We start from the raw sequence: 21,909 nt of genomic DNA, 5'->3' as shown, positions 1-21,909 counted from the left end.
CATTATTATGACAATAAATAAACTTAAGCTTTATTTATCTTTTTATGCATCTCTTGAACCGAAATAACGCTTGCTGTAGGATCCGCCGTTAATGACAGTGTTGTCGCAAATCCGCCATTTAACGTCGTGTCATAGTGAACTTTATATCTTAAAGCACTACGGCGAATAATTTTAGAATCTTCAATAGCTTGACGACCAGAAGTTGTGTTAACGATATAGTCATATTCACTATTTTTAATTCTATCTTCAATATGCGGCCTACCTTCATGAACTTTATTGACTAAGCGTGGATTAATTCCTGCCTCGCCTAATACAATAGCGGTACCATGTGTCGCATCTAATTCAAATCCACTTTTTAGCAATTTCGTTGCCAAATCAACAATTCGTTTTTTGTCACCCTCTCGCACAGAAAGAAGCGCTCTCCCCTTTTGCTTCATGGTCGAGTTGCTACCTAACATCGCTTTAGCAAAGGCTTGAGCAAAGGTTGCTCCAACCCCCATAACTTCGCCTGTTGAACGCATTTCAGGTCCTAAAATAGGATCAACACCTGCAAACTTATTGAAAGGTAAAACCACTTCTTTTACAGAATAATAAGGTGGAATAACTTCTTTTGTTACCCCTTGCTCTTCAAGGCTTTGGCCAATCATGACACGCGCAGCGACTTTGGCTAATGGCACACCTGTAGCTTTCGACACAAAAGGCACAGTACGAGCGGCTCGAGGATTAACTTCAATAAGATAAACATCATCACCTTTCACTGCGAATTGTGCATTCATTAACCCTTTTACACCTAATTCAAAAGCAAGTTCACGGACTTGTTTACGCATCACATCTTGAATTTCTTTGCTTAAGGTATAAGCAGGCAATGAGCAGGCAGAGTCTCCAGAGTGAACACCTGCTTGTTCGATATGCTCCATAATGCCGCCAATCACGACTTGTTTACCATCACAAATCGCATCAATGTCGACTTCAATCGCATCATCAAGAAAACGGTCTAATAAGACAGGGGCATCATTCGACACACTCACTGCTGTTTGGAAATAGCGACGTAAATCAACTTCGTCATAAACAATTTCCATGGCGCGCCCACCAAGTACATAAGAAGGACGAACCACCAGCGGATAGCCAATCGATTGTGCTTTTTCTACCGCTTCTTCTAAAGCGGTCACAGTCGCGTTTTCAGGCTGTTTAAGTCCTAATTTATCAACGGCTTTTTGGAAACGTTCACGATCTTCTGCTTTATCAATAGCATCTGGTGTTGTCCCAATCACTGGTACACCTTCAGCTTCTAACGCTCTGGCTAATTTTAATGGTGTTTGTCCACCATATTGCACGATAACCCCTTTCGGTTTTTCGATACGCACAATTTCAAGCACATCTTCTAATGTAACCGGTTCAAAATAGAGTCGGTCAGAAGTATCATAATCTGTTGAAACCGTTTCTGGGTTACAGTTCACCATAATGGTTTCGTAGCCGTCTTCACGTAATGCAAGCGCCGCATGAACACAACAATAATCAAATTCAATCCCTTGACCTATGCGGTTTGGCCCTCCACCTAAGATCATCACTTTAGGTTTATCTTGGTTTGGGTTTGCTTCGCACTCTTCTTCATAAGTCGAGTACATATAAGCCGTATCTGTAGCAAACTCTGCAGCACAAGTATCAACACGTTTATAAACAGGATGGAGTTGATACTGTTCACGTAATTGACGAATAGTATGCTCTTTTACGTTAAGTATTCTCGCTAAACGCGCATCAGCAAAACCTTTACGTTTTAGTTGTCGCAAGAAATCAGCGTTTAATCCTTTTATACCGACTTCGCTAACTTTTTCTTCAAGACGAACGATTTCTTCTATTTGAACTAAGAACCAGCGATCAATATTAGTGAGGTTAAATACCCCATCAACAGACAATCCTGCTCGGAAAGCATCTGCGATATACCAAATTCTGTCTGAGCCTGCATCTTTTAGCTCTCGGCGAATTTTCGTTAATGCTTCAGGGTCATCTAAATCGACTTTAGGATCAAATCCTGTCGCCCCAACTTCAAGGCCTCGTAACGCTTTTTGCAAGGATTCTTGTTGTGTTCTACCAATTGCCATCACTTCGCCAACAGATTTCATTTGCGTTGTTAATCTGTCATTGGTTCCTGCAAACTTTTCAAAGTTAAAGCGAGGAATTTTTGTCACAACATAATCAATAGAAGGTTCGAAAGAGGCTGGCGTTCTCCCACCGGTGATGTCATTCATCAGCTCATCGAGGGTATAGCCTACCGCTAACTTTGCAGCAACCTTCGCAATAGGGAAACCTGTTGCTTTAGATGCAAGCGCTGATGAACGAGAAACCCGAGGATTCATTTCAATAACAATCAAACGTCCTGTTTTAGGATCAACAGCAAACTGAACGTTAGAACCGCCAGTTTCAACACCTATCTCACGTAATACCGCCATCGAGGCATTACGCATAATTTGATATTCTTTGTCGGTAAGTGTCTGTGCTGGCGCGACAGTAATGGAATCTCCCGTATGAATTCCCATTGCATCAAAGTTTTCGATAGAACAGACGATAATGCAGTTGTCGTTTTTATCGCGCACCACTTCCATTTCATACTCTTTCCAACCAATGAGTGATTCATCAATTAACAATTCATTGGTCGGCGATAAATCTAAACCTCGAATACAGATTTCTTCAAATTCTTCACGATTATAGGCTATCCCACCACCTGTTCCACCCATCGTAAATGAAGGGCGAATAATACAAGGAAAACCAACTTGTTCAGCGACAGCAAAAGCTTCATCAAGGTTATGTGCAATACCTGAACGAGCAGTATCTAAGCCGATTTTCTTCATCGCTTTATCAAAGCGCTGTCTATCTTCTGCTTTATCAATTGCATCGGCTGTTGCTCCGATCATGGTGACACCAAACTCAGCTAAAACACCTTGGCGCTCTAGTTCTAGCGCACAGTTCAGTGCCGTTTGCCCCCCCATTGTCGGTAATACCGCATCAGGGCGCTCTTTTTCAATAATTTTTCTCACAACTTGCCAGTGAATAGGCTCGATGTACGTTGCATCGGCCATTTCAGGATCGGTCATAATGGTTGCAGGATTTGAATTTACCAAAACAACCCGATATCCCTCTTCACGCAGGGCTTTGCATGCTTGAGCGCCTGAATAGTCAAATTCGCACGCTTGTCCGATAACAATCGGTCCAGCCCCTAAAATCAGGATTGTTTTGATATCTGTTCTTTTAGCCATTTTCTTTCACTCCTGATTTATTTTGTTATCACTGGTTGCAGGTTTTGACGATATTGCGCGATAAGCTCGATAAAGTGATCAAAAAGAGGTGCAGCATCATGAGGGCCAGGACTGGCTTCTGGGTGGCCTTGAAAACTAAATGCAGGTTTATCTGTACGATGAATACCTTGTAAAGAGCCATCAAACAGTGATTTATGTGTCACACGTAAATTGGCTGGAAGAGATGTTTCATCAACAGCAAATCCATGATTTTGCGCTGTGATCATCACCGTATTTTTATCTAAATCTTTAACAGGATGATTACCACCATGATGACCAAATTTCATTTTGATGGTTTTAGCACCACTAGCTAATGCTAATAGCTGATGCCCTAAACAAATACCAAATACCGGAATATCAGTAGCTAAAAAGGTTTGAATGGCGTTAATGGCGTAATCACAGGGCTCTGGATCCCCGGGACCATTAGAAAGGAAAATACCATCAGGAGAAAGCGCTAAAACTTCTTGAGCTGACGTTTGAGCAGGTACAACAGTAACTTGGCATCCTCTATCCACCAGCATACGTAAAATATTACGTTTTACACCGAAATCATATGCCACAATATGCAATGGCAATTCAGTCGCCAATTTCGCCTCTGGTAATTCATTTTCTAACGTCCAACTGCCTTGAGTCCACTGATAAGGCTGTTTGACGGTCACTGTTTTGGCTAAATCCATGCCTTTTAAGCCGGGAAAAGCCTTAGCTTTTTCGAGAGCAAGTTTGGTATCAGGATGTTTACCGGCAATGATACAACCGTTTTGTGCACCTTTTTCTCTTAACAAACGAGTTAGCTTACGTGTATCAATATCTGCAATAGCAACGATATTGTGGCGTTTAAGATAATCAGATAACGTTTCTTGAGCACGATAATTGCTCATCACTAATGGTAAATCGCGAATGATTAAGCCTTGAGCATGGATTGTTTCTGATTCTTCATCTGAATGATTAACGCCGGTGTTGCCAATGTGGGGATAGGTAAGAGTAACAATTTGTTGGGAGTAAGAAGGGTCGGTTAGTATTTCTTGATAACCGGTCATTGAAGTATTAAAAACGACTTCACCGATAGCGGCGCCTTCTGCGCCAATCGACTTGCCGTGGAATTCGGTCCCATCTTCTAGAACCAGTATAGCTTTTCTAATCAAAACGCCCTCCAGAGAATAACAAATCACATTTCATGCATATTAATTCAGATTTAAGCCTCTAAATCAATGCCAAAAACATAAAATTGGGCAAATTTTTGGCAAATTGGGCGCATTCTAAAGATCGAATGAGCAGATGTCTAGAAAAAACACCTTTTAATTTAAAAAATATCATTCATTAGCAATTTAATTAATCAAGTGACAATTTATACAATCAATCTGACAAATTTAACCGTTTGCTTACCAAAATAATTTAAAAACCGAAGAAAGAAGGAAGAAAATGAGAAATTCGCGTATCAAGAGCGATAAAAACGAACAAAAAATAGAGATAACTAACAAAAAAAAGAAATAAGAACAAAACAAATAACATATAAAACAAAAAACTCATAATTATAAAAATAATCATGAGTTTTCAATGAACTATATTTTCTATAAACTACAAATTTTTCAGTGAAAGAACATCTTTCATATTATAAAGACCAGACTTTTTATCACTTAACCAAATAGAGGCTTTAACAGCACCATTTGCAAAGGTCATCCGGCTAGACGCCTTATGACTTATCTCGACTCGCTCACCAATATCAGCAAAGATCGCGGTGTGTTCTCCCACAATATCCCCAGCACGGATCGTTGCAAAACCAATACTTTGAGGATCACGCTCTCCCGTATGCCCTACACGCTCATAAACCGCACACTCTTTAAGATCACGACCTAATGCATCTGCAATAGATTCACCCATCGCTAATGCAGTACCCGATGGCGCATCAACTTTATGACGATGGTGTGCTTCTACAATTTCAATATCACTGTAAGAACCCATCACTTTAGCTGCTTTTTCAAGTAATTTAAGCACCAGATTGACACCAACACTAAAGTTAGCAGCAAACACAATTGGGATAATGTTGGCCGCATTTTCAATCGCTTTTTTGCCTTCATCATCAAAGCCAGTCGTACCAATAATCATGCCTTTTTTCTGTTCTACACAAAATGCAATATGAGAAAGCGTTCCTTCGGGGCGTGTAAAATCAATTAACACATCAAATTCACCCGCTTGAGCCAACAAATTATCCGTAATTGTGACACCAATATGCCCGATACCAGCTAACTCTCCTGCATCAGCGCCAATCAATGAAGAATTAGTACGCTCAAAAGCAGCGCCTAAAACCGTTCCTTCTTGTTGAGAAATTGCCTGAATTAATTGGCGCCCCATACGACCACCCGCACCAACAACAGCAAGACGAAGTTCTTTCGCAGACATAACTAAATTCTCCTAAACAATACTTATTATCTCTATTTATTGTTTACAGATTAACGAGGTCATCCACTTGATGCCAGCATTTAACGTTCAAGATAAGAAAAACACACAAAACCCGAGTGATTATCAGTAAAAGAGATGAACAGCATGATTATTCATTTAACTTTATTTTAAGCATAAAAAAAGCAGAGTTATTCACTCTGCTTTTTAAATCCACGATCACATTTAAGTGAAATTATTCGATAACTTTATAATCTAGACGAAGCTCTTTAGGGACTTCAAAAACAATATTTTCTTCACGCCCTGATAATTCGACCACATCATCAGCACCAAAGGTTTTTAAACGTTCTAATACTTGTTGAACCAAAATATCTGGCGCTGAAGCCCCTGCTGTAACACCAACAATATTTGCATTAGCTACCCATGACTCATCAATATCTTCAAAGCTATCGATAAGATAAGAAGGCTTACCAGCTCGCTGTGCAAGCTCCGCTAAACGATTTGAGTTTGATGAGTTCTTAGACCCCACTACAAATACAACATCCGCTTTTTCAGCAAGCTCTCTTGCCGCTTCTTGGCGATTGGTTGTTGCGTAACAGATATCATCCTTACGAGGCCCAATAATTTTAGGGAAACGTGCATTTAAAGCATCAATCACTTCAGATGTATCATCAACAGAAAGCGTTGTTTGAGTCATAAAGCAAAGATTATCTTCATCTTTCACTTCTAATTTCCAAACATCAGCAGGCGACTCAACTAAATACATTCCCCCTTCAGGGTTATTGTATTGTCCCATTGTACCTTCAACTTCAGGGTGCCCTGCATGACCTATTAAAATTGCTTCTTTGCCTTTACGACTCGCTCTTGCCACTTCCATATGAACTTTGGTGACTAATGGGCAAGTTGCATCATAAAGCATGGTTAAATTACGTGAGCGAGCTTCTTGGCGAATAGCCTGAGAAACACCATGAGCAGAAAAAATTAAAATCGCGTTATCGGGTACTTCTGAAATTTCTTCAATAAAGATAGCACCACGTTCACGTAAGTCGTTAACAACATAGCGGTTATGAACAACCTCGTGACGAACATAAATAGGCGCACCATAGATTTCCAGAGCGCGATCAACAATGCTGATAGCTCGGTCAACACCAGCACAAAAGCCTCGTGGGTTAGCCAGCAGTATTTGCATGCGCCGTTTCCTCCTCCGGATTAATACAGACCACTTCAATATCAAATGTCACTTCTTCTGACGCTAACGGATGATTAAAGTCAACTGTTACAGAATCTTCAGTGACATCTCTTACAATGCCTGGCATTTCACTGCCATTTATTGCTGTAAATAACATGATAGTGCCAGCCTCTGGCACACCAGACTCAGCAAAGTCAGAAGGCATAAAGTATTGGATCAAGTCAGGATTGTATTTACCAAAAAGATGTTCACCCGCAAGCGTAAAGGTTTTTTTATCTCCCGTAGATAATCCCAATAATTCAGCTTCTAAGGCTGGTGATAAACTTTCATCACCTAAACGGAAAAGGGCGGGTTTACCATGCGCTTGTGTAGATTCAGCAACAGAGCCATCTGCTAACTTTAAAGTGAAATTCAGCAACACTGCGCTGTCGTTGAGTACCTGCATAACCATACTAATACCTTCTATTAAGCGTAACCCCCGCCATAAGGCAGGGGTTATTTTAGTTAACTTCTTGTCTGATTACTTTTGCTTTTTTGTATCTTGTGGACTGACATTTTTATCAGGGAAAAAGCTCTCAATAATAATAAGCCCTGCACCGATACAAATCCCCATATCAGCAATATTAAAGGTAGGCCAATGCCAATCTCCGATATAAATATCAAGAAAGTCGATGACAAACCCATGGATCAGACGATCAGAGAGATTACCCAATGCTCCGCCAATAATTAGCGCATAAGCAACGTTACTTAGTTTGGCACTCGCTTTGTTTTTATACATCATTACCAATAAAGTAATGCAGATTGCCAATGCAATCAGTGCAAAAAACCAACGTTGCCATCCCCCTTTATCTGCTAAAAAGCTAAAGGCAGCACCATAGTTATGGGCGTAAGTGAAGTTGAAAAAAGGCATCACAGCAACAGATTCATACAGACGAAATGTCTGCATGAAATACTGTTTCGTTCCTAAATCCAACACCACTACGGCGACGGCTAGCCATAGCCAGCGTAAACCTGTAGAGCAAAGTGTTTTCTTCATTAATTAAGCAAACTTACGTTCTTCACCGTTACCGGCTACGTTAGTAACACAGCGTCCGCATAATTCAGCGTGTTCCGCTACTTGACCGATATCTGTCGCATAATGCCAGCAACGAGGACATTTTTCGCCATCTGCTTTGTTAAAGGCGATTTTTAACCCCGCCATATCAGAAGCTAATGCCGTTTCTGGTGCTTCATTAATATCTGCTACTTTCGCTTGAGATGTTAATAAAACAAAACGCAGTTCGTTACCTAACGCATTTAACTTATCTGCTAAAGCTTTATCTGCATATAGAGTGACTGATGCTTCTAAAGAGCCACGCAGTTGTTTATCTGTACGAGCTTGCTCTAATACCTTGTTGACTTCTCCACGAACGGCAAGTAACTCAGCCCAGTAGTCATCATTTAAAGTTTCTGACGCATCTAAGCCAAATAAGTCGGTATACCATTCTTCCGTTAAGACATATTTTGCACGTTCACCTGGTAACTCATTCCAGATCTCATCTGCTGTGAATGACATAACTGGTGCCATCCAACGAACTAATGCTTCACAGATATGGAATAACGCAGTTTGACAGCTACGGCGAGCAACACTATCGCTTTTCGCGGTGTACTGTCTATCTTTAATAATATCTAAGTAGAAAGAACCCATTTCCACTGAACAGAACTGCATTAAACGCTGAATAACATTATGGAAATCGTAATTTTCATAGTGTTTTAAAATATCAGCTTGCGCTGCTTTTGCACGGCCTACAGCCCAACGGTCAAGTGTTACCATCTCTTCTGGCTTAACTTGATGTTTAGCCGGATCAAAGCCGTTTAAGTTAGCTAAGAAGAAACGCGCAGTATTACGAATACGGCGATAAGTATCTGCAGAACGTTTTAAGATCTCATCTGATACGGCGATTTCACCAGTATAATCTGTTGATGCAACCCATAGACGTAAAATATCAGCACCCAGTTTATCCATCACATCTTGTGGACTTACTGTGTTACCAATAGATTTAGACATTTTACGACCTTGACCGTCTACGGTAAAACCGTGTGTTAACACTTCACGATAAGGTGCTTTGCCTTTGATTGCAGTCGAGATCATCAGTGAGGACATAAACCAACCACGATGTTGGTCAGAGCCTTCTAAGTACATATCTGCTGAATTGCCGTGGTACTCTGGACGGTCATCAACAACCGTTGAGTGTGTCGATCCTGAGTCGAACCAAACATCCAGTGTATCTGGCGTTTTCATATAGTCGTCAGCGTCATCACCCAGCACTTCACGGATATCTAAATCCCACCATGCTTGAATGCCACTCACTTCAACACGTTTTGCCACTTCTTCCATCAACTCTAAAGTACGTGGATGTGGCTCTTGAGTCTCTTTATGAACAAACAGAGACATTGGCGTACCCCAAGTACGTTGACGAGAAATACACCAGTCTGGGCGGTTTTCAACCATTGATTCAATACGTGCTTGACCCCAGTCAGGGATCCATTTAACACCTTTGATCTCTTTTAATGATTGTTGACGTAATCCGTTTTTATCCATGCCAATAAACCATTGCGGTGTAGCACGGAAAATAACCGGAGTTTTATGTCTCCAACAGCAAGGATAGCTATGCTGTAAGGCTTCGTGATGTAACAAAGCACCTTTTTCTTTTAGCATTTCAACGATGACATCATTCGCTTTAAAAACAAAAATACCATCTAATGTTGGGTAAGTGCCTGCTAAGTAACAACCATTTGGGCCAACTGGATTTGCAACTTCTAAACCGTATTTTTGACCCACAACGAAGTCATCAGGGCCGTGGCCTGGTGCAGTATGAACAGCACCTGTACCCGCATCTAAAGTAACGTGATCACCTAAAATTGCAGGTACATCAAAGCCCATAAATGGATGATTAAAACGCAATAACTCTAAATCAGCACCTTTACATTCGCCTAAAACAGTCCAACTTGTGATGCCAATACGCTTCATTACATCTTCAACAAGATCAGCGGCTAAAATCACGCATTCATCGTTAAAAGAGACTAAGGCATAATTAAATTCTGCATTTAATGCGATAGCGCGGTTAGCCGGTAATGTCCAAGGTGTTGTTGTCCAGATAACCAAAGAAATAGGCTTATCTGTTGTTGCATGGAATTTTGCAGCAACTGCGTTTGGATCAACTGCGGTGAAACGCACATCAATCGAAGGTGAAGTTTTATCGTAATATTCAACTTCAGCTTCTGCCAGTGATGAACCACATGCGGTACACCAGTGAACAGGTTTAGCCCCTTTTAACAGGTGACCATTTGCGATAATGCGCGCTAACGCACGGATAGTATTCGCTTCAGTTTTATAGTCCATTGTAAGATAAGGTTTTTCCCAATCTCCTAGAACACCTAAACGAATAAAATCTTTTTTCTGTGCTTCAATTTGCTCGTAAGCGTATTTACGGCATTCCTCGCGGAATTGCGCTGCAGATATTTTCTCTCCTGGTTTACCTACGATTTGTTCAACTTTTAGTTCGATAGGTAATCCGTGACAATCCCATCCTGGAATATACGGAGAATCAAAGCCTGACAGCCCTTTGGATTTAATAATAATATCTTTGAGAATTTTGTTTACTGAGTGACCAATATGAATATTGCCGTTAGCGTATGGAGGGCCATCGTGCAAAATAAATGTTTTCTTACCACTTTTAGCCTGACGAATTGCTTGATACAAACCGTCTTTGTACCAACGTGATAACATCTCTGGCTCGCGCTTTGCTAAATCCCCGCGCATAGGGAACCCTGTTTCTGGTAAGTTCAGGGTATTTTTATAGTCACTCATTCGATTCTCAGTTCCAATTTTCCGCTAGTTTATGACTCCGACCGCTGCGATAAAAAATCCCTAGCAGTAGCCACATCATCTGCGATTTGCTGCTTTAATGCATCCAGTGATGCAAATCGCTGTTCATTACGTAATTTCTTTCGTAACACAACATCAATACGACGTCCATATAAATCCATATTAACGTCGATTAAATGAACTTCTAATTGTACGCCCTTCCCTTTTACAGTAGGACGACTTCCGATATTTGCCACACCAGGTAAAGGTGATTGATTATCTGATAAATAGACATCAACGGCATAAACGCCTTTAACTGGTGCAACTAAGCGTTTCATAGGAATATTGGCTGTCGGAAAACCAATGGTTCTGCCCAATTCATTACCATGAACAACACGCCCACAAACACTGTAAGGATGCCCTAGTAGTGATTCAGCAAGGACTAAATCATCATTGAGTAACGCTTCTCTTACTGCAGTGCTACTGATACGTAATCCTTTATCGCAATAACTTTCAGTATTAGCGACTTCAAATCCATATCTTTCACCGGCTTGTTGTAAAAAGTGAAAATCACCTTCACGGTTTTTGCCAAAGCGAAAATCATCGCCAATAGCAAGAAACTTCACCCCTAATTTATTCACCAATAGTGATGAAACAAATTCCTCTGGGGTTTGTGCCGCAAATTGTTTATCAAATTTGACACACAAAAGGTAATCAATACCACATTCAGCTAAATACTTAATTTTGTCTCGTAACCGAGTCAGGCGCGCTGGCGCCTTTTCTGGTAAAAAGAACTCCAGTGGCTGAGGCTCAAATGTCATCACAACCGTAGGTAATCCTCGCTGTGACGCCTCTTGCTTCAAGTGTTTTAATAATGCCTGATGGCCTCTATGGACACCATCAAAATTTCCAATTGTCAGAACGCAACCGTGGTGTAGCGCTCTAATATTTTGTATACCGCGAATTAGCTCCATAACTGGCTCAATACCGTGGAAATTATTGGATTATACCTTGTCAAAGGCTTGAGAGTAACCCAATATATCAATGTTTATTGATGAGTAATATTTCGACAAGTCGATTCACTGCTATTCTTAGATTTGATTGCTCACATCAAACAAAAAATGGACTATCACTCACTTCTTGGTTATAAAATCGCATAAAATCAAGCGTAGATCCTCTTAGAATCTATTATTTATTACTCATATACACGATTTTGATGATTTTTTCACTCAAAAGACTGTATTCTACCCGTCTTAACTGATAAAATCTTGCGCCATCACAACGAAACAAGTGTCGCGTACAACGACGCTAATTTTGTATAAATCCATTGACAAACTTAGGTTGAAAAGGCATATTCCTTCACCTTTGTATTTGTCCTCGCTAGAATATATTTGGGAGTTGGAACTTGGCTAATATCAAATCAGCTAAGAAACGTGCGGTTCAGTCTGAAAAGCGTCGTCAGCACAACGCAAGCCGTCGTTCTATGATGCGTACTTACATCAAAAAAGTATACGCAGCAGTTGCTTCAGGTGATAAAGAAGCAGCACAAAAAGCATTTAATGACATGCAACCAATTGTTGACCGTCAGGCAACTAAAGGCTTAATTCATAAGAATAAAGCTGCACGTCATAAAGCTAATCTGCAAGCACAAATCAAAGCAATGTAATATTGCTTTCTTGTGTTATAAAAAAACCGGCTCATGCCGGTTTTTTTGTTTTCTACTTTTTAATCGCCACCCTTTCATGGATTTTCAATGTGCTTTTTATCTCCATTAAAGAGTTCTGAAAAATCAGTATTACAAACACGTTGAACCGCCGGATGTTGGATCATTCGCTCTGCAAAAATTGCGTAGTACTCTTCTTTTACCGTATCAAGCATGCCAATTTCTTCAATATTACTATGAGCAAAAGTTTCATCGGTATACAGCGAAGGCGCTACAAAGATAGCATTATAATTTAAACCGAATGCTTTCATTAATGCCGCATCATCAAACTCACCCAATATTTCCACTTGAAGATTTTTATTACGTATCCAAGTTAATAAATGACGACCTAACATATATCGACGTCCGGGAATAAGAAGCTTTCGCTCTTCTAAGCATTCAGGAAACGGTTTTTCGGGAAGAGGATGACTACAAAAAAAGCTCATATTACATTCGCCAAGTTTTACAGAGAACAAACCTTCTTGTTGTGACGAATCCACAGGGCAATCGGATAAGATCATATCCAGTTTATGCTGGCTTAATTGCTCTAATAGCAATTCATGAGTAGATTCAAAACAACGCAGATGGATTTGTTCATTATCAATTACAGCCGTTTCTAATATGCGACTGACTAATTGTTTTGATAATGCGTCCGCAACACCAACATCAAACAGTAAATTCGATTCGCGGCTGTAGTTGACAATATCCAGCATTTCTTGGCTGAGCATAAACATTTTATCGGCATAACGAAAAATGAGCTGACCCAATTCTGAGGGAACAACCCCCCTTCCTTGGCGTTTAAATAACTTGCCACCCAATCTTTCTTCTAATGCTTTAATTTGCCCTGTAATTGTCTGAGGTGTCAGATACAACGCTTGCGCTGCACCCACAACAGAGCCTTCTTTACACACATGCCAAAAATAATAAAGATGATTAAAATTGAGATGTGACACCCGCATAGTTATCTTCCTTTCAACTTCTGTGCTTCAAACACAGACTATGTAATAACGCATTAGTTTGCGATTGGCTTTCCTTGCTTCCAATCCTCATAAAAACACCTACGGCACAATACACTGTATTGCACCGTAGGTTTAAATATTATAGCTCGGTATTTATTGTGTTAAGAAACTCAAATCCGTAATAAGTTTCCCTATATTGATTTCGTTTTTAACTTCGGTAAAACAGAACGAAGTAACAAATATCCCACAACAGCGGCTATTGTTGAACCAACCAAAATACCAAGCTTAGAGTAGGTATTATAAGCTTCATCCGCGCCATCAAATGCTAATCCAGCAATAAAGATAGACATAGTAAAACCGATACCACATAGCACAGATACTGCAAATATTTGTTTAAGATTAATCGCATCTGGTAATTTTGCAATGCCTAGTTTTACCGAAACCCAACTAAAGAGGAAAATACCTATCGGCTTACCTAAAAATAGGCCTAACGCAATACCTAACGGTAAAGCAGATAACATGCCGTCAAACGTTACGCCATTTAAAGAAACCCCTGCGTTACTAAATGCAAACAGCGGTAAAATAAAATAGGCAACCCAAGGGTGTAGCACATGCTCTAATTCTTCTGAAGGAGAATCACCTTCTTTATTTCTTAATGGGATAAGAAATCCAACAATCACTCCTGCAATCGTTGCATGAATACCTGATTTTAAAATACACACCCACAAGATGAAGCCAAGAATTAAATAAGCCGCCGTATTACCCACTTTGCGCCAATTCATTATGCCCAGAGTAATCACTATCAAACCCGCCAAAGCGAGAGGAATTAGTGCAATACTCTTTGAATAAAAGAGCGCAATAATCACAATGACACCTAAGTCATCAATGATAGCTAATGCTAATAAGAATACTTTTAACTCAACAGGAACACGCTTGCCAAGTAACGCCATAACACCCAAAGCAAAAGCAATGTCTGTTGCCGCTGGAATTGCCCATCCTTGCTGTCCAATGGCATCAGTATGATTAAACATCAAATAAACCAATGCGGGAGCTAACATCCCTCCCACTGCAGCTATCGCCGGGAAAATGGCTCTATCACGCTGAGCCAAAGAGCCTTCTTTTAATTCGCGTTTAACTTCTAATCCTACGACCAAGAAAAAGATTGCCATTAAGGCATCGTTTACCCAAAGTAATAATGGCTTATCAAGTTCGAACGCGCCGAATTTGATCATGATAGGAATAGATAAAAACTCATTATACAAAGCACTTAGAGGTGTGTTCGCCATAATCAATGCGATAATAGCAGCAATAATCAGAAGAATACCGCCTGACGCCTCTAATCTCAAAAATTGTCTAATAATTGCCGTCATAATATTAACCTCGAAATCACTAATCTTGTTAATAATATGCTAATTATGAATTCGTAAAAAACAGATTATTTATGGATAATAACTCGAATTATCCGAATTGAAAAAGAAATAGCAAGAAAAACAAGGTAAATAATATCAATTCATCAACATAATTTTTCAATAAAATAAAAACAACAAGAATTAATAATACTCAAAATAAGATATTGAATATAAATATTATTTTTTCACTATCAAATGAAAATAAGCATCTTTTTTAATAAATGACACCAATTGATAAAATAGATCAAACATATCAATTTTTATTACTGAATAAAGAGAACTTCTATTCTTCACCTTTTGAATAAGATCAGAAGATAAAAAGAAGTAATCGCATATTTACTGTTTGACCAGTGTGGTATTGTTTTATTAAAAATTACCCTTTTCTCATTAAGGTTTCTATCAATATGTCGATTACTGTTTTTATTGCCGTTTTATTTGCTGCTATCTTTCATGCGTGTTGGAATGCATTAGTTAAAGTAGGCAATGATCGATTTTTAGGGATCTCGCTACTGACTTTTTTTTCTGGTGTTGTAACATTACCCGCCCTATTTTGGGTCGGAGTCCCTGATATTGGTGCATGGAAATGGCTTGCCCTTTCTGTTTTATTCCATGTAGGTTACACACTCTCTTTAAGCCGTTGTTATACTTTGGCTGATTTTAATCAGGTCTATCCTATCTCTCGTGGTAGTGCACCATTAATGACCGCCTTTCTTGGCTTTTTTCTCTTCCATGAAACACTACAAATCGCTGGCTTACTAGGCATTTTGCTTATCATTTTGGGTATTATCCTTATCTCACGCAGTAGGAAAATAGCGGCGTTTAACTTACGTAAAGATGCACTCTTTTTTGCTCTGCTGACCGCATTATTTACCGCCAGTTATACTTTATCTGATGGAAATGGCTCTCGTGTAGGTGAAACACCGTTTGCTTATATTTTATGGCTCTTCTTTTTAAATGGCATAGCGATGTATTTACTTGCTTGGCTTCGTTATCGCCAGCATTTAAAAAACAAAATAAAGGACTATTGGAAACCTGCATTTTTTGGTGGGCTTATGCAATTGATAAGCTATGGAATTGTGATATGGGCAATGAGTCATGCTTCAATCGTACTTGTGGCTGCTTTAAGAGAAACCAGTGTATTATTTGCCATGATCTTATCTGTCTATCTGTTAAAAGAGCAATTTAACCGTAAACAGCTATTGGCGTGTTTAGTGATTTTAGCCGGTATTGTTGCTATCAAGATAGGATAAGATTAAACATCATTCAAATAAAAAGGCCTGATGATAGCATTTATCATCAGGCCTTTTTGACGGTGATAAGAAAAATTATTTGGTTAAATCATCAAAGAATTTTTTCACACCATCTAAGAAGCTTTTAGAACGAGGGGTATTTTTTTCACCACTCTTACCGCCGAATGATTCACCCAATTGTTGTATTAACTCTTTTTGTTTCTCATTGAGTTTAACAGGTGTTTCAACCACAACACGACACATTAGGTCACCAATACTACTACTACGTACTGATTTAACACCTTTGCCTTTCATGCGGAACATTTTACCAGTTTGTGTTTCTGCTGGAATTTTGAGTTTCACACGACCATCAAGTGTTGGAACTTCAATCTCGCCACCTAAAGCAGCAATGGCGAAGTTAATAGGGACTTCACAGTAAAGATTATTGCCATCACGTTCAAAAATATGATGTTGGCGAACATGAACCTGTACGTATAAATCGCCTGCAGGTGCACCGTTTTCACCAGCTTCCCCTTCACCACTTAAGCGAATACGGTCGCCAGTATCAACACCCGCTGGAATTTTGACAGATAGCGTTTTAGAGCGTTCAACACGACCATCACCATGACATTTAGAGCAAGGCTCTTTAATCACTTTGCCACGACCATGACAAGTTGGGCATGCTTGCTGTACAGTGAAGAAACCTTGACGTAAATGAACCTGACCAGCGCCATGACAAGTAGAACAGGTTTCTGCTGATGTCCCTTCTTTAGCACCACTACCATGACATTTGTCACATGTTTCTAGTGTTGGTATGCGAATTTCTTTAGTAACACCACGAACCGCTTCTTCAAGGGTTAGATCCATGTTGTATTGTAAGTCAGAACCACGCGCTGCGCGTTGTTGACGGCGACCACCACCAAAAATATCGCCAAATACATCGCCAAAGATGTCACCAAAGTCAGCACCGCCACCGAAGCCACCGCCACCTTGGCCACCAAATCCACCTTGTTCAAATGCAGCATGACCATATTGATCATAAGCAGCACGTTTTTGAGCATCACTTAAGATCTCATAAGCTTCTTTGATTTCTTTAAATTTTATTTCTGACTCTTTATCACCTTGATTTCGGTCTGGGTGATATTTCATTGCTAAACGCTTATATGCGCGTTTAATTTCTTTTTCGTCGGCTGTTTTACTTAAACCGAGTACTTCGTAAAAATCTCTTTTTGCCATTCTAGATTACCCTTGACATAAGCACACGGGCGTTGAGTTTCCTCGACGCCCGTACTCGGTATCAGTAACTATTCATAGATGAGTTACCGCGGCCCGTTAAGGGCATTATTTCTTGTCTTTGCCGTCAACTTCTTCAAATTCTGCATCGACAACATCGTCATCTTTCTTCGCACTTGCATCCGCATCCGCGGCATTACCTGCTGCGCCTGCTTGAGCTTGTTGTTGTGCGATTTCTAACAGTTTTTCAGAAGCTTCAACTAATGCTTTAATTTTTGCTTCAATAGCGTCTTTATCTTCGCCTTTAGAAGCAATTTCTAACTCGCTTACCGCTTTTTCGATAGCTTCTTTATCGTTCGCTGGTAATTTATCACCCGCTTCTTCAATTTGTTTACGTGTACCGTGAACTAATTGGTCTGCTTGGTTACGAGTTTGTACTAATTCTTCAAACTTACGGTCAGCTTCTGCGTTTGCTTCTGCATCACGAACCATTTTTTGGATTTCATCTTCATTTAAACCAGAAGATGCTTTGATTGTGATGTTTTGCTCACGACCACTGTTTTTATCTTTCGCTGATACATGCAAGATACCATCAGCATCGATATCAAACGTCACTTCGATTTGTGGCATACCGCGTGGTGCCGCTTGAATACCATCTAAGTTAAACTGACCCAGTGATTTGTTATCACTTGCACGTTTACGTTCACCTTGTAATACGTGAATAGTTACAGCAGATTGGTTATCTTCTGCGGTAGAGAACACTTGGCTATGTTTAGTTGGGATTGTGGTATTTTTCGCAATCAGGGAAGTCATCACGCCACCCATTGTTTCAATACCTAAAGACAGTGGTGTTACGTCTAGTAACAGAACGTCTTTTACATCACCTGCTAACACACCACCTTGAACAGCCGCACCCATCGCAACAGCTTCATCAGGGTTAACGTCTTTACGTGGCTCTTTACCAAAGAAATCAGCAACGGTTTTTTGAACCATTGGCATACGAGTTTGACCACCAACCAGAATAACGTCGTTAACTTCGCTAACTTTCAGGCCTGCATCTTCTAATGCAACACGTACTGGTTCCATTGAACGTTTAACTAAATCTTCAACTAAAGATTCCAGTTTCGCACGAGTTACTTTGATATTTAAGTGTTTAGGACCTGTTGCATCTGCTGTGACATATGGCAAGTTAACATCTGTTTGTTGTGCAGAAGATAATTCGATTTTCGCTTTTTCTGCTGCTTCTTTCAGACGTTGCATTGCTAATGGATCGTTACGCAGATCAATGCCTTGTTCTTTTTTAAATTCATCAACTAAGTAGTTAATTAAACGGCTATCGAAGTCTTCACCACCTAAGTGAGTATCACCATTAGTTGACAGAACTTCATAGGTCTTTTCGCCATCAACTTCATCAATTTCGATGATAGAGATATCGAATGTACCACCACCTAAGTCGTAAACTGCGATAGTACGGTTGCCCACTTCACGATCTAAGCCGTAAGCTAGAGCGGCTGCTGTTGGTTCGTTAATAATACGTTTAACTTCAAGCCCTGCGATACGCCCCGCATCTTTAGTTGCTTGACGTTGAGCATCGTTAAAGTAAGCTGGAACAGTAATAACAGCTTCAGTAACTGCTTCACCTAAATAATCTTCTGCTGTTTTCTTCATTTTTTTCAGGACTTCAGCAGAAACTTGTGGTGGAGCCATTTTTTCGTTACGCGCTTCAATCCAAGCATCACCATTATCAGCTTTTACGATTTTGTAAGGCATGATAGCAACGTCACGCTGAACTTCAGCATCTTCAAAACGACGGCCAATTAAACGCTTGATGGCAAATAAAGTATTTTGTGGGTTAGTCACAGCCTGACGTTTTGCAGGTTGACCAACTAAGATTTCACCATCTTGTGCATAAGCAACGATTGAAGGCGTTGTGCGATCACCTTCAGCGTTTTCAATAACCCGGGCATTTTTGCCATCCATTACAGCAACACAAGAGTTAGTTGTACCCAGGTCAATACCAATAATTTTACCCATTTAAACGCCTCCAAAGAGAATTCTTTATCAATTTGACTACCAATCTATATGCGGATGAATATTCATTTTTCAAGTCACAAATTAATAGACTTAACAACATCATCTCGAAGCGGATATAAAATCAACGCAACTTAATAGTGGTAATTGCAGTTGAAAAGAAGATGGGGTCATAAATACATTCATCAAGGGGAATCATGAAAAAAAATGCAAAAAATGCGAAAATTTTGTGTTTGAGAATAAGTTGATAATTAAAAATTATTATTTTTCAATGAGTTATATTAAACACAAATTATATCATGACTTATCTGAAATACTTTTTTAAGGCCAGACTTAAAATAAGTTCATAATTATTTGAAAAATAATATTTTTTCAACTTTAACAATAAAAATATCAAATAAATATAAGGTTACTTTTGCATTATCCAAACTTGGCTAGCACGTTTTCTAGCCAGAAGTTGACGACAAAAATAACCTCTTAAATTATTTATGCTGAAGTCGCGCGACGGGCTGATTTAGGCCTAAACGCAGCAACAATAGCTTCATTAGTTTCGACATAAGGGCCATCAAGCAACTGAATGCAGTAGGGTACACTGGCAAAAATACCGCTAACAATCACATTCCCCTCATTATCTTTTAATCCTTCTAACGTTTCTGCAATAGCTTTAGGTTGGCCTGGTAGATTTAGAATTAACGCTTGGTTACGGATAACACCAACTTGGCGGGATAAAATAGCGGTAGGTACAAACTTCAGACTAATTTGACGCATTTGCTCGCCAAAACCTGGCATTTCTCTATCGGCTATTGCTAATGTGGCATCAGGAGTAACATCACGGCGAGCAGGCCCTGTTCCCCCTGTTGTTAACACTAAATGACAGCCAACTTCATCAACTAGCTCACACAATGTTTGCTCAATCATAAGTTGTTCATCAGGAATTAAGCGTGATTCGATATGAAAAGGCGTTGTTAATGCAGCTTTTAGCCAAGCTTCTAAAGCGGGTAAGCCTTTATCTTCATAAATCCCACTGGATGCGCGATCAGAAACAGAAACTAACCCTATGCGTAATTCGTTCATATCAAACCTCAATTAATCAATCACCGTCTAACTTGCGCGCAGATATTACCATGAGAACACAAGAGAATTAAAAAGAATCTCAATATATTACTGATATTTAATATTTGATTATTGAGAATCAATAATAAAGAAATGATAACAATCTATTTTTATTCGGCTTTAACTAAAATAAAAAAGGGAGCATAAGCTCCCTCTCTTTCAGCTTGAATAATATTAATTAATATTACTCATCAATATATTTAGCAATATAAGAAGCGGCTAATTTTTTCGCTTCAGCTAATTGTGCAGCATTTAATGCACGAGCAGTACGTTTTAGCATCGCTTCATCACCATCACCATTTTCAACAGCAACAGAGAACCATGCGTAAGCTTCTTTCAAATCACGTTTAACGCCCTTGCCATAATAATAGTTTAAAGCTAGGTTATTTTGAGCTAAACCATTACCTTGAATGGCTGATTTTCTATACCATTCAACTGCTTTACGTGCATCTTTAGCAACACCGTCTCCTTCATCGTACATTACGCCTAAATTATTTTGCGCATCACGATTACCTTGATTTGCTGCTTTGGTATACCAGAAAACGGCTTTAGGGCCGTTACGTTCTACACCTTCACCATCATCATAGGAAACAGCCAAGTTATATTGTGCATCAGAGTGACCTTGTTCTGCTGCTTTTGTATACCAAACTACCGCTTTTTCATGGTCTTGTGCTACACCGATACCTTCATCATAAGAGATACCAAGGTTGTATTGTGCATCACTATCGCCTTGCTCACCGGCTTTAGTATACCAATACACTGCCTTCTCATGGTCTTGCTCTACACCGTCACCATCATCATAAGAAACAGCAAGATTGTATTGGGCTAAAGAGACACCTTGAACAGCTGCTTTGTTATACCAATAAACCGCTTTCTCTGCATCACGGTCAATATAATCACTCATATCATACATAAGTGCTAAATTTAACTGTGCTTCAGCGTGACCTTGCTCAGCAGCTTTGGTATACCATTCCAGCGCTTTTTGTGCATCTTGTTCTACACCTTCCCCGTTCTCATATTTTACGCCCAATTGATACTGGGATGCAGCGTTTCCACCTTCAGCACTTTTTTCAATTGCAGGTAAAGAGAAAGCGGTTTTGCTCTCTGCCATTGCAGCGCCACCGAAAAATAACGATGCAAGTACCGTTGCCAAGACAATCTTTTTCATAATTCACCAATAATAAATAGAGTATTTTAATAATATATTTTTATAATTATTACTGGATAAATAATATATTCCAATCAATTTAATCTGAAAACTGACTGAAAACTGATTTAAGCATTATTTTTAATCGAAAAAAAATGAAATAGCCAACTACTAAAATGGGATGTTGATATTAAAAAAAGAATTTAACTATAGATTATAATAAATTTTCGATTTTTTAGTCTGATTTACCCCATAATGGAATAAATTATGGATGAGGATTTAATAAAGAAAAGCACTAAAAATTAGGCCCATACGCTACGGTATGGGCTCAAAATTAATACATCAAATAATGACGATTTACCGTTT

General features: G+C 39.4%; 16 protein-coding genes. 2 read left to right on the top strand and 14 right to left on the bottom strand.

Annotated elements, in window-relative coordinates:
• Window positions 1-23 precede the first annotated feature (23 nt).
• The 8 genes from carB to ribF all read right to left on the bottom strand — a co-directional run bounded on the left by carB (window position 24) and on the right by ribF (window position 11,694).
• The gene (gene carB, locus QSH13_RS14670) at window positions 24-3,251 is read right to left on the bottom strand and encodes a carbamoyl-phosphate synthase large subunit (protein WP_286039322.1); all 3,228 of its coding nucleotides are present in this window, start codon (window positions 3,249-3,251) and stop codon (window positions 24-26) included.
• 17 nt (window positions 3,252-3,268) lie between these two features.
• Window positions 3,269-4,432, bottom strand: a complete 1,164-nt coding sequence (gene carA, locus QSH13_RS14665; protein WP_109406833.1) for a glutamine-hydrolyzing carbamoyl-phosphate synthase small subunit — start codon at window positions 4,430-4,432, stop codon at window positions 3,269-3,271.
• A gap of 433 nt (window positions 4,433-4,865) precedes the next feature.
• Window positions 4,866-5,687: a 4-hydroxy-tetrahydrodipicolinate reductase gene (gene dapB / locus QSH13_RS14660; protein ID WP_286039321.1), complete on the bottom strand. Its 822-nt coding sequence runs from the start codon at window positions 5,685-5,687 to the stop codon at window positions 4,866-4,868.
• Between the two features lie 232 nt (window positions 5,688-5,919).
• On the bottom strand, window positions 5,920-6,873 hold the full coding sequence (ispH, locus tag QSH13_RS14655; RefSeq protein ID WP_023580932.1) for a 4-hydroxy-3-methylbut-2-enyl diphosphate reductase: 954 nt from the start codon (window positions 6,871-6,873) through the stop codon (window positions 5,920-5,922).
• On the bottom strand, window positions 6,854-7,324 hold the full coding sequence (fkpB, locus tag QSH13_RS14650; protein WP_286039320.1) for an FKBP-type peptidyl-prolyl cis-trans isomerase: 471 nt from the start codon (window positions 7,322-7,324) through the stop codon (window positions 6,854-6,856). The genes ispH and fkpB overlap by 20 nt, the downstream gene beginning before the upstream one ends.
• Before the next feature lie 69 nt (window positions 7,325-7,393).
• Complete coding sequence (gene lspA / locus QSH13_RS14645) at window positions 7,394-7,909, bottom strand: signal peptidase II (RefSeq protein WP_069368642.1); 516 nt, start codon at window positions 7,907-7,909, stop codon at window positions 7,394-7,396.
• A gap of 3 nt (window positions 7,910-7,912) precedes the next feature.
• Window positions 7,913-10,723 carry an isoleucine--tRNA ligase gene (ileS, locus tag QSH13_RS14640; protein ID WP_286039319.1) on the bottom strand — a complete coding sequence of 937 codons (2,811 nt, stop codon included), beginning with the start codon at window positions 10,721-10,723 and terminating at the stop codon, window positions 7,913-7,915.
• A 29-nt stretch (window positions 10,724-10,752) separates the two neighbouring features.
• Window positions 10,753-11,694 (bottom strand): bifunctional riboflavin kinase/FAD synthetase, encoded by a 942-nt coding sequence (ribF, locus tag QSH13_RS14635; RefSeq protein WP_109397106.1) that lies wholly within the window; start codon window positions 11,692-11,694, stop codon window positions 10,753-10,755.
• Between the two features lie 431 nt (window positions 11,695-12,125).
• Between ribF and rpsT the strand changes: the two genes are divergently transcribed.
• Window positions 12,126-12,386, top strand: a complete 261-nt coding sequence (rpsT, locus tag QSH13_RS14630; protein WP_004248964.1) for a 30S ribosomal protein S20 — start codon at window positions 12,126-12,128, stop codon at window positions 12,384-12,386.
• Between the two features lie 74 nt (window positions 12,387-12,460).
• Here rpsT and nhaR read toward each other — a convergent pair whose 3' ends face one another.
• Together nhaR and nhaA are read right to left on the bottom strand one after the other, a co-directional pair.
• Entirely contained in the window at window positions 12,461-13,381 is a 921-nt protein-coding gene (nhaR, locus tag QSH13_RS14625; protein WP_196544447.1) for a transcriptional activator NhaR, read from the bottom strand.
• A gap of 191 nt (window positions 13,382-13,572) precedes the next feature.
• Window positions 13,573-14,751: a Na+/H+ antiporter NhaA gene (nhaA, locus tag QSH13_RS14620; protein WP_109397104.1), complete on the bottom strand. Its 1,179-nt coding sequence runs from the start codon at window positions 14,749-14,751 to the stop codon at window positions 13,573-13,575.
• Window positions 14,752-15,194: 443 nt separating this feature from the next.
• On the opposite strand from nhaA, the gene QSH13_RS14615 reads away from it, so the two are divergent.
• Window positions 15,195-16,040, top strand: coding sequence for a DMT family transporter (locus tag QSH13_RS14615; protein ID WP_196544448.1), 846 nt, complete (start codon window positions 15,195-15,197; stop codon window positions 16,038-16,040).
• A 75-nt stretch (window positions 16,041-16,115) separates the two neighbouring features.
• On the opposite strand, the gene dnaJ is transcribed toward QSH13_RS14615, so the two are convergent.
• The 4 genes from dnaJ to QSH13_RS14595 all read right to left on the bottom strand — a co-directional run bounded on the left by dnaJ (window position 16,116) and on the right by QSH13_RS14595 (window position 21,564).
• The gene (dnaJ, locus tag QSH13_RS14610) at window positions 16,116-17,255 is read right to left on the bottom strand and encodes a molecular chaperone DnaJ (protein ID WP_109397102.1); all 1,140 of its coding nucleotides are present in this window, start codon (window positions 17,253-17,255) and stop codon (window positions 16,116-16,118) included.
• Window positions 17,256-17,360: 105 nt separating this feature from the next.
• Window positions 17,361-19,286 carry a molecular chaperone DnaK gene (gene dnaK, locus QSH13_RS14605; RefSeq protein ID WP_109397101.1) on the bottom strand — a complete coding sequence of 642 codons (1,926 nt, stop codon included), beginning with the start codon at window positions 19,284-19,286 and terminating at the stop codon, window positions 17,361-17,363.
• Window positions 19,287-19,769: 483 nt separating this feature from the next.
• Window positions 19,770-20,357, bottom strand: coding sequence for a molybdopterin adenylyltransferase (gene mog / locus QSH13_RS14600; protein ID WP_109397100.1), 588 nt, complete (start codon window positions 20,355-20,357; stop codon window positions 19,770-19,772).
• Window positions 20,358-20,580: 223 nt separating this feature from the next.
• Window positions 20,581-21,564 carry an SEL1-like repeat protein gene (locus tag QSH13_RS14595; RefSeq protein WP_286039318.1) on the bottom strand — a complete coding sequence of 328 codons (984 nt, stop codon included), beginning with the start codon at window positions 21,562-21,564 and terminating at the stop codon, window positions 20,581-20,583.
• Between the last annotated feature and the right edge of the window lie 345 nt (window positions 21,565-21,909).

Origin of the sequence: Proteus faecis (genome assembly GCF_030286765.1) — a bacterium.
Taxonomy (GTDB): domain Bacteria; phylum Pseudomonadota; class Gammaproteobacteria; order Enterobacterales; family Enterobacteriaceae; genus Proteus; species Proteus faecis.
The sequence above is the reverse complement of the archived record's forward strand: the minus strand, read 5'-3'. Positions and strand labels throughout refer to the sequence as shown.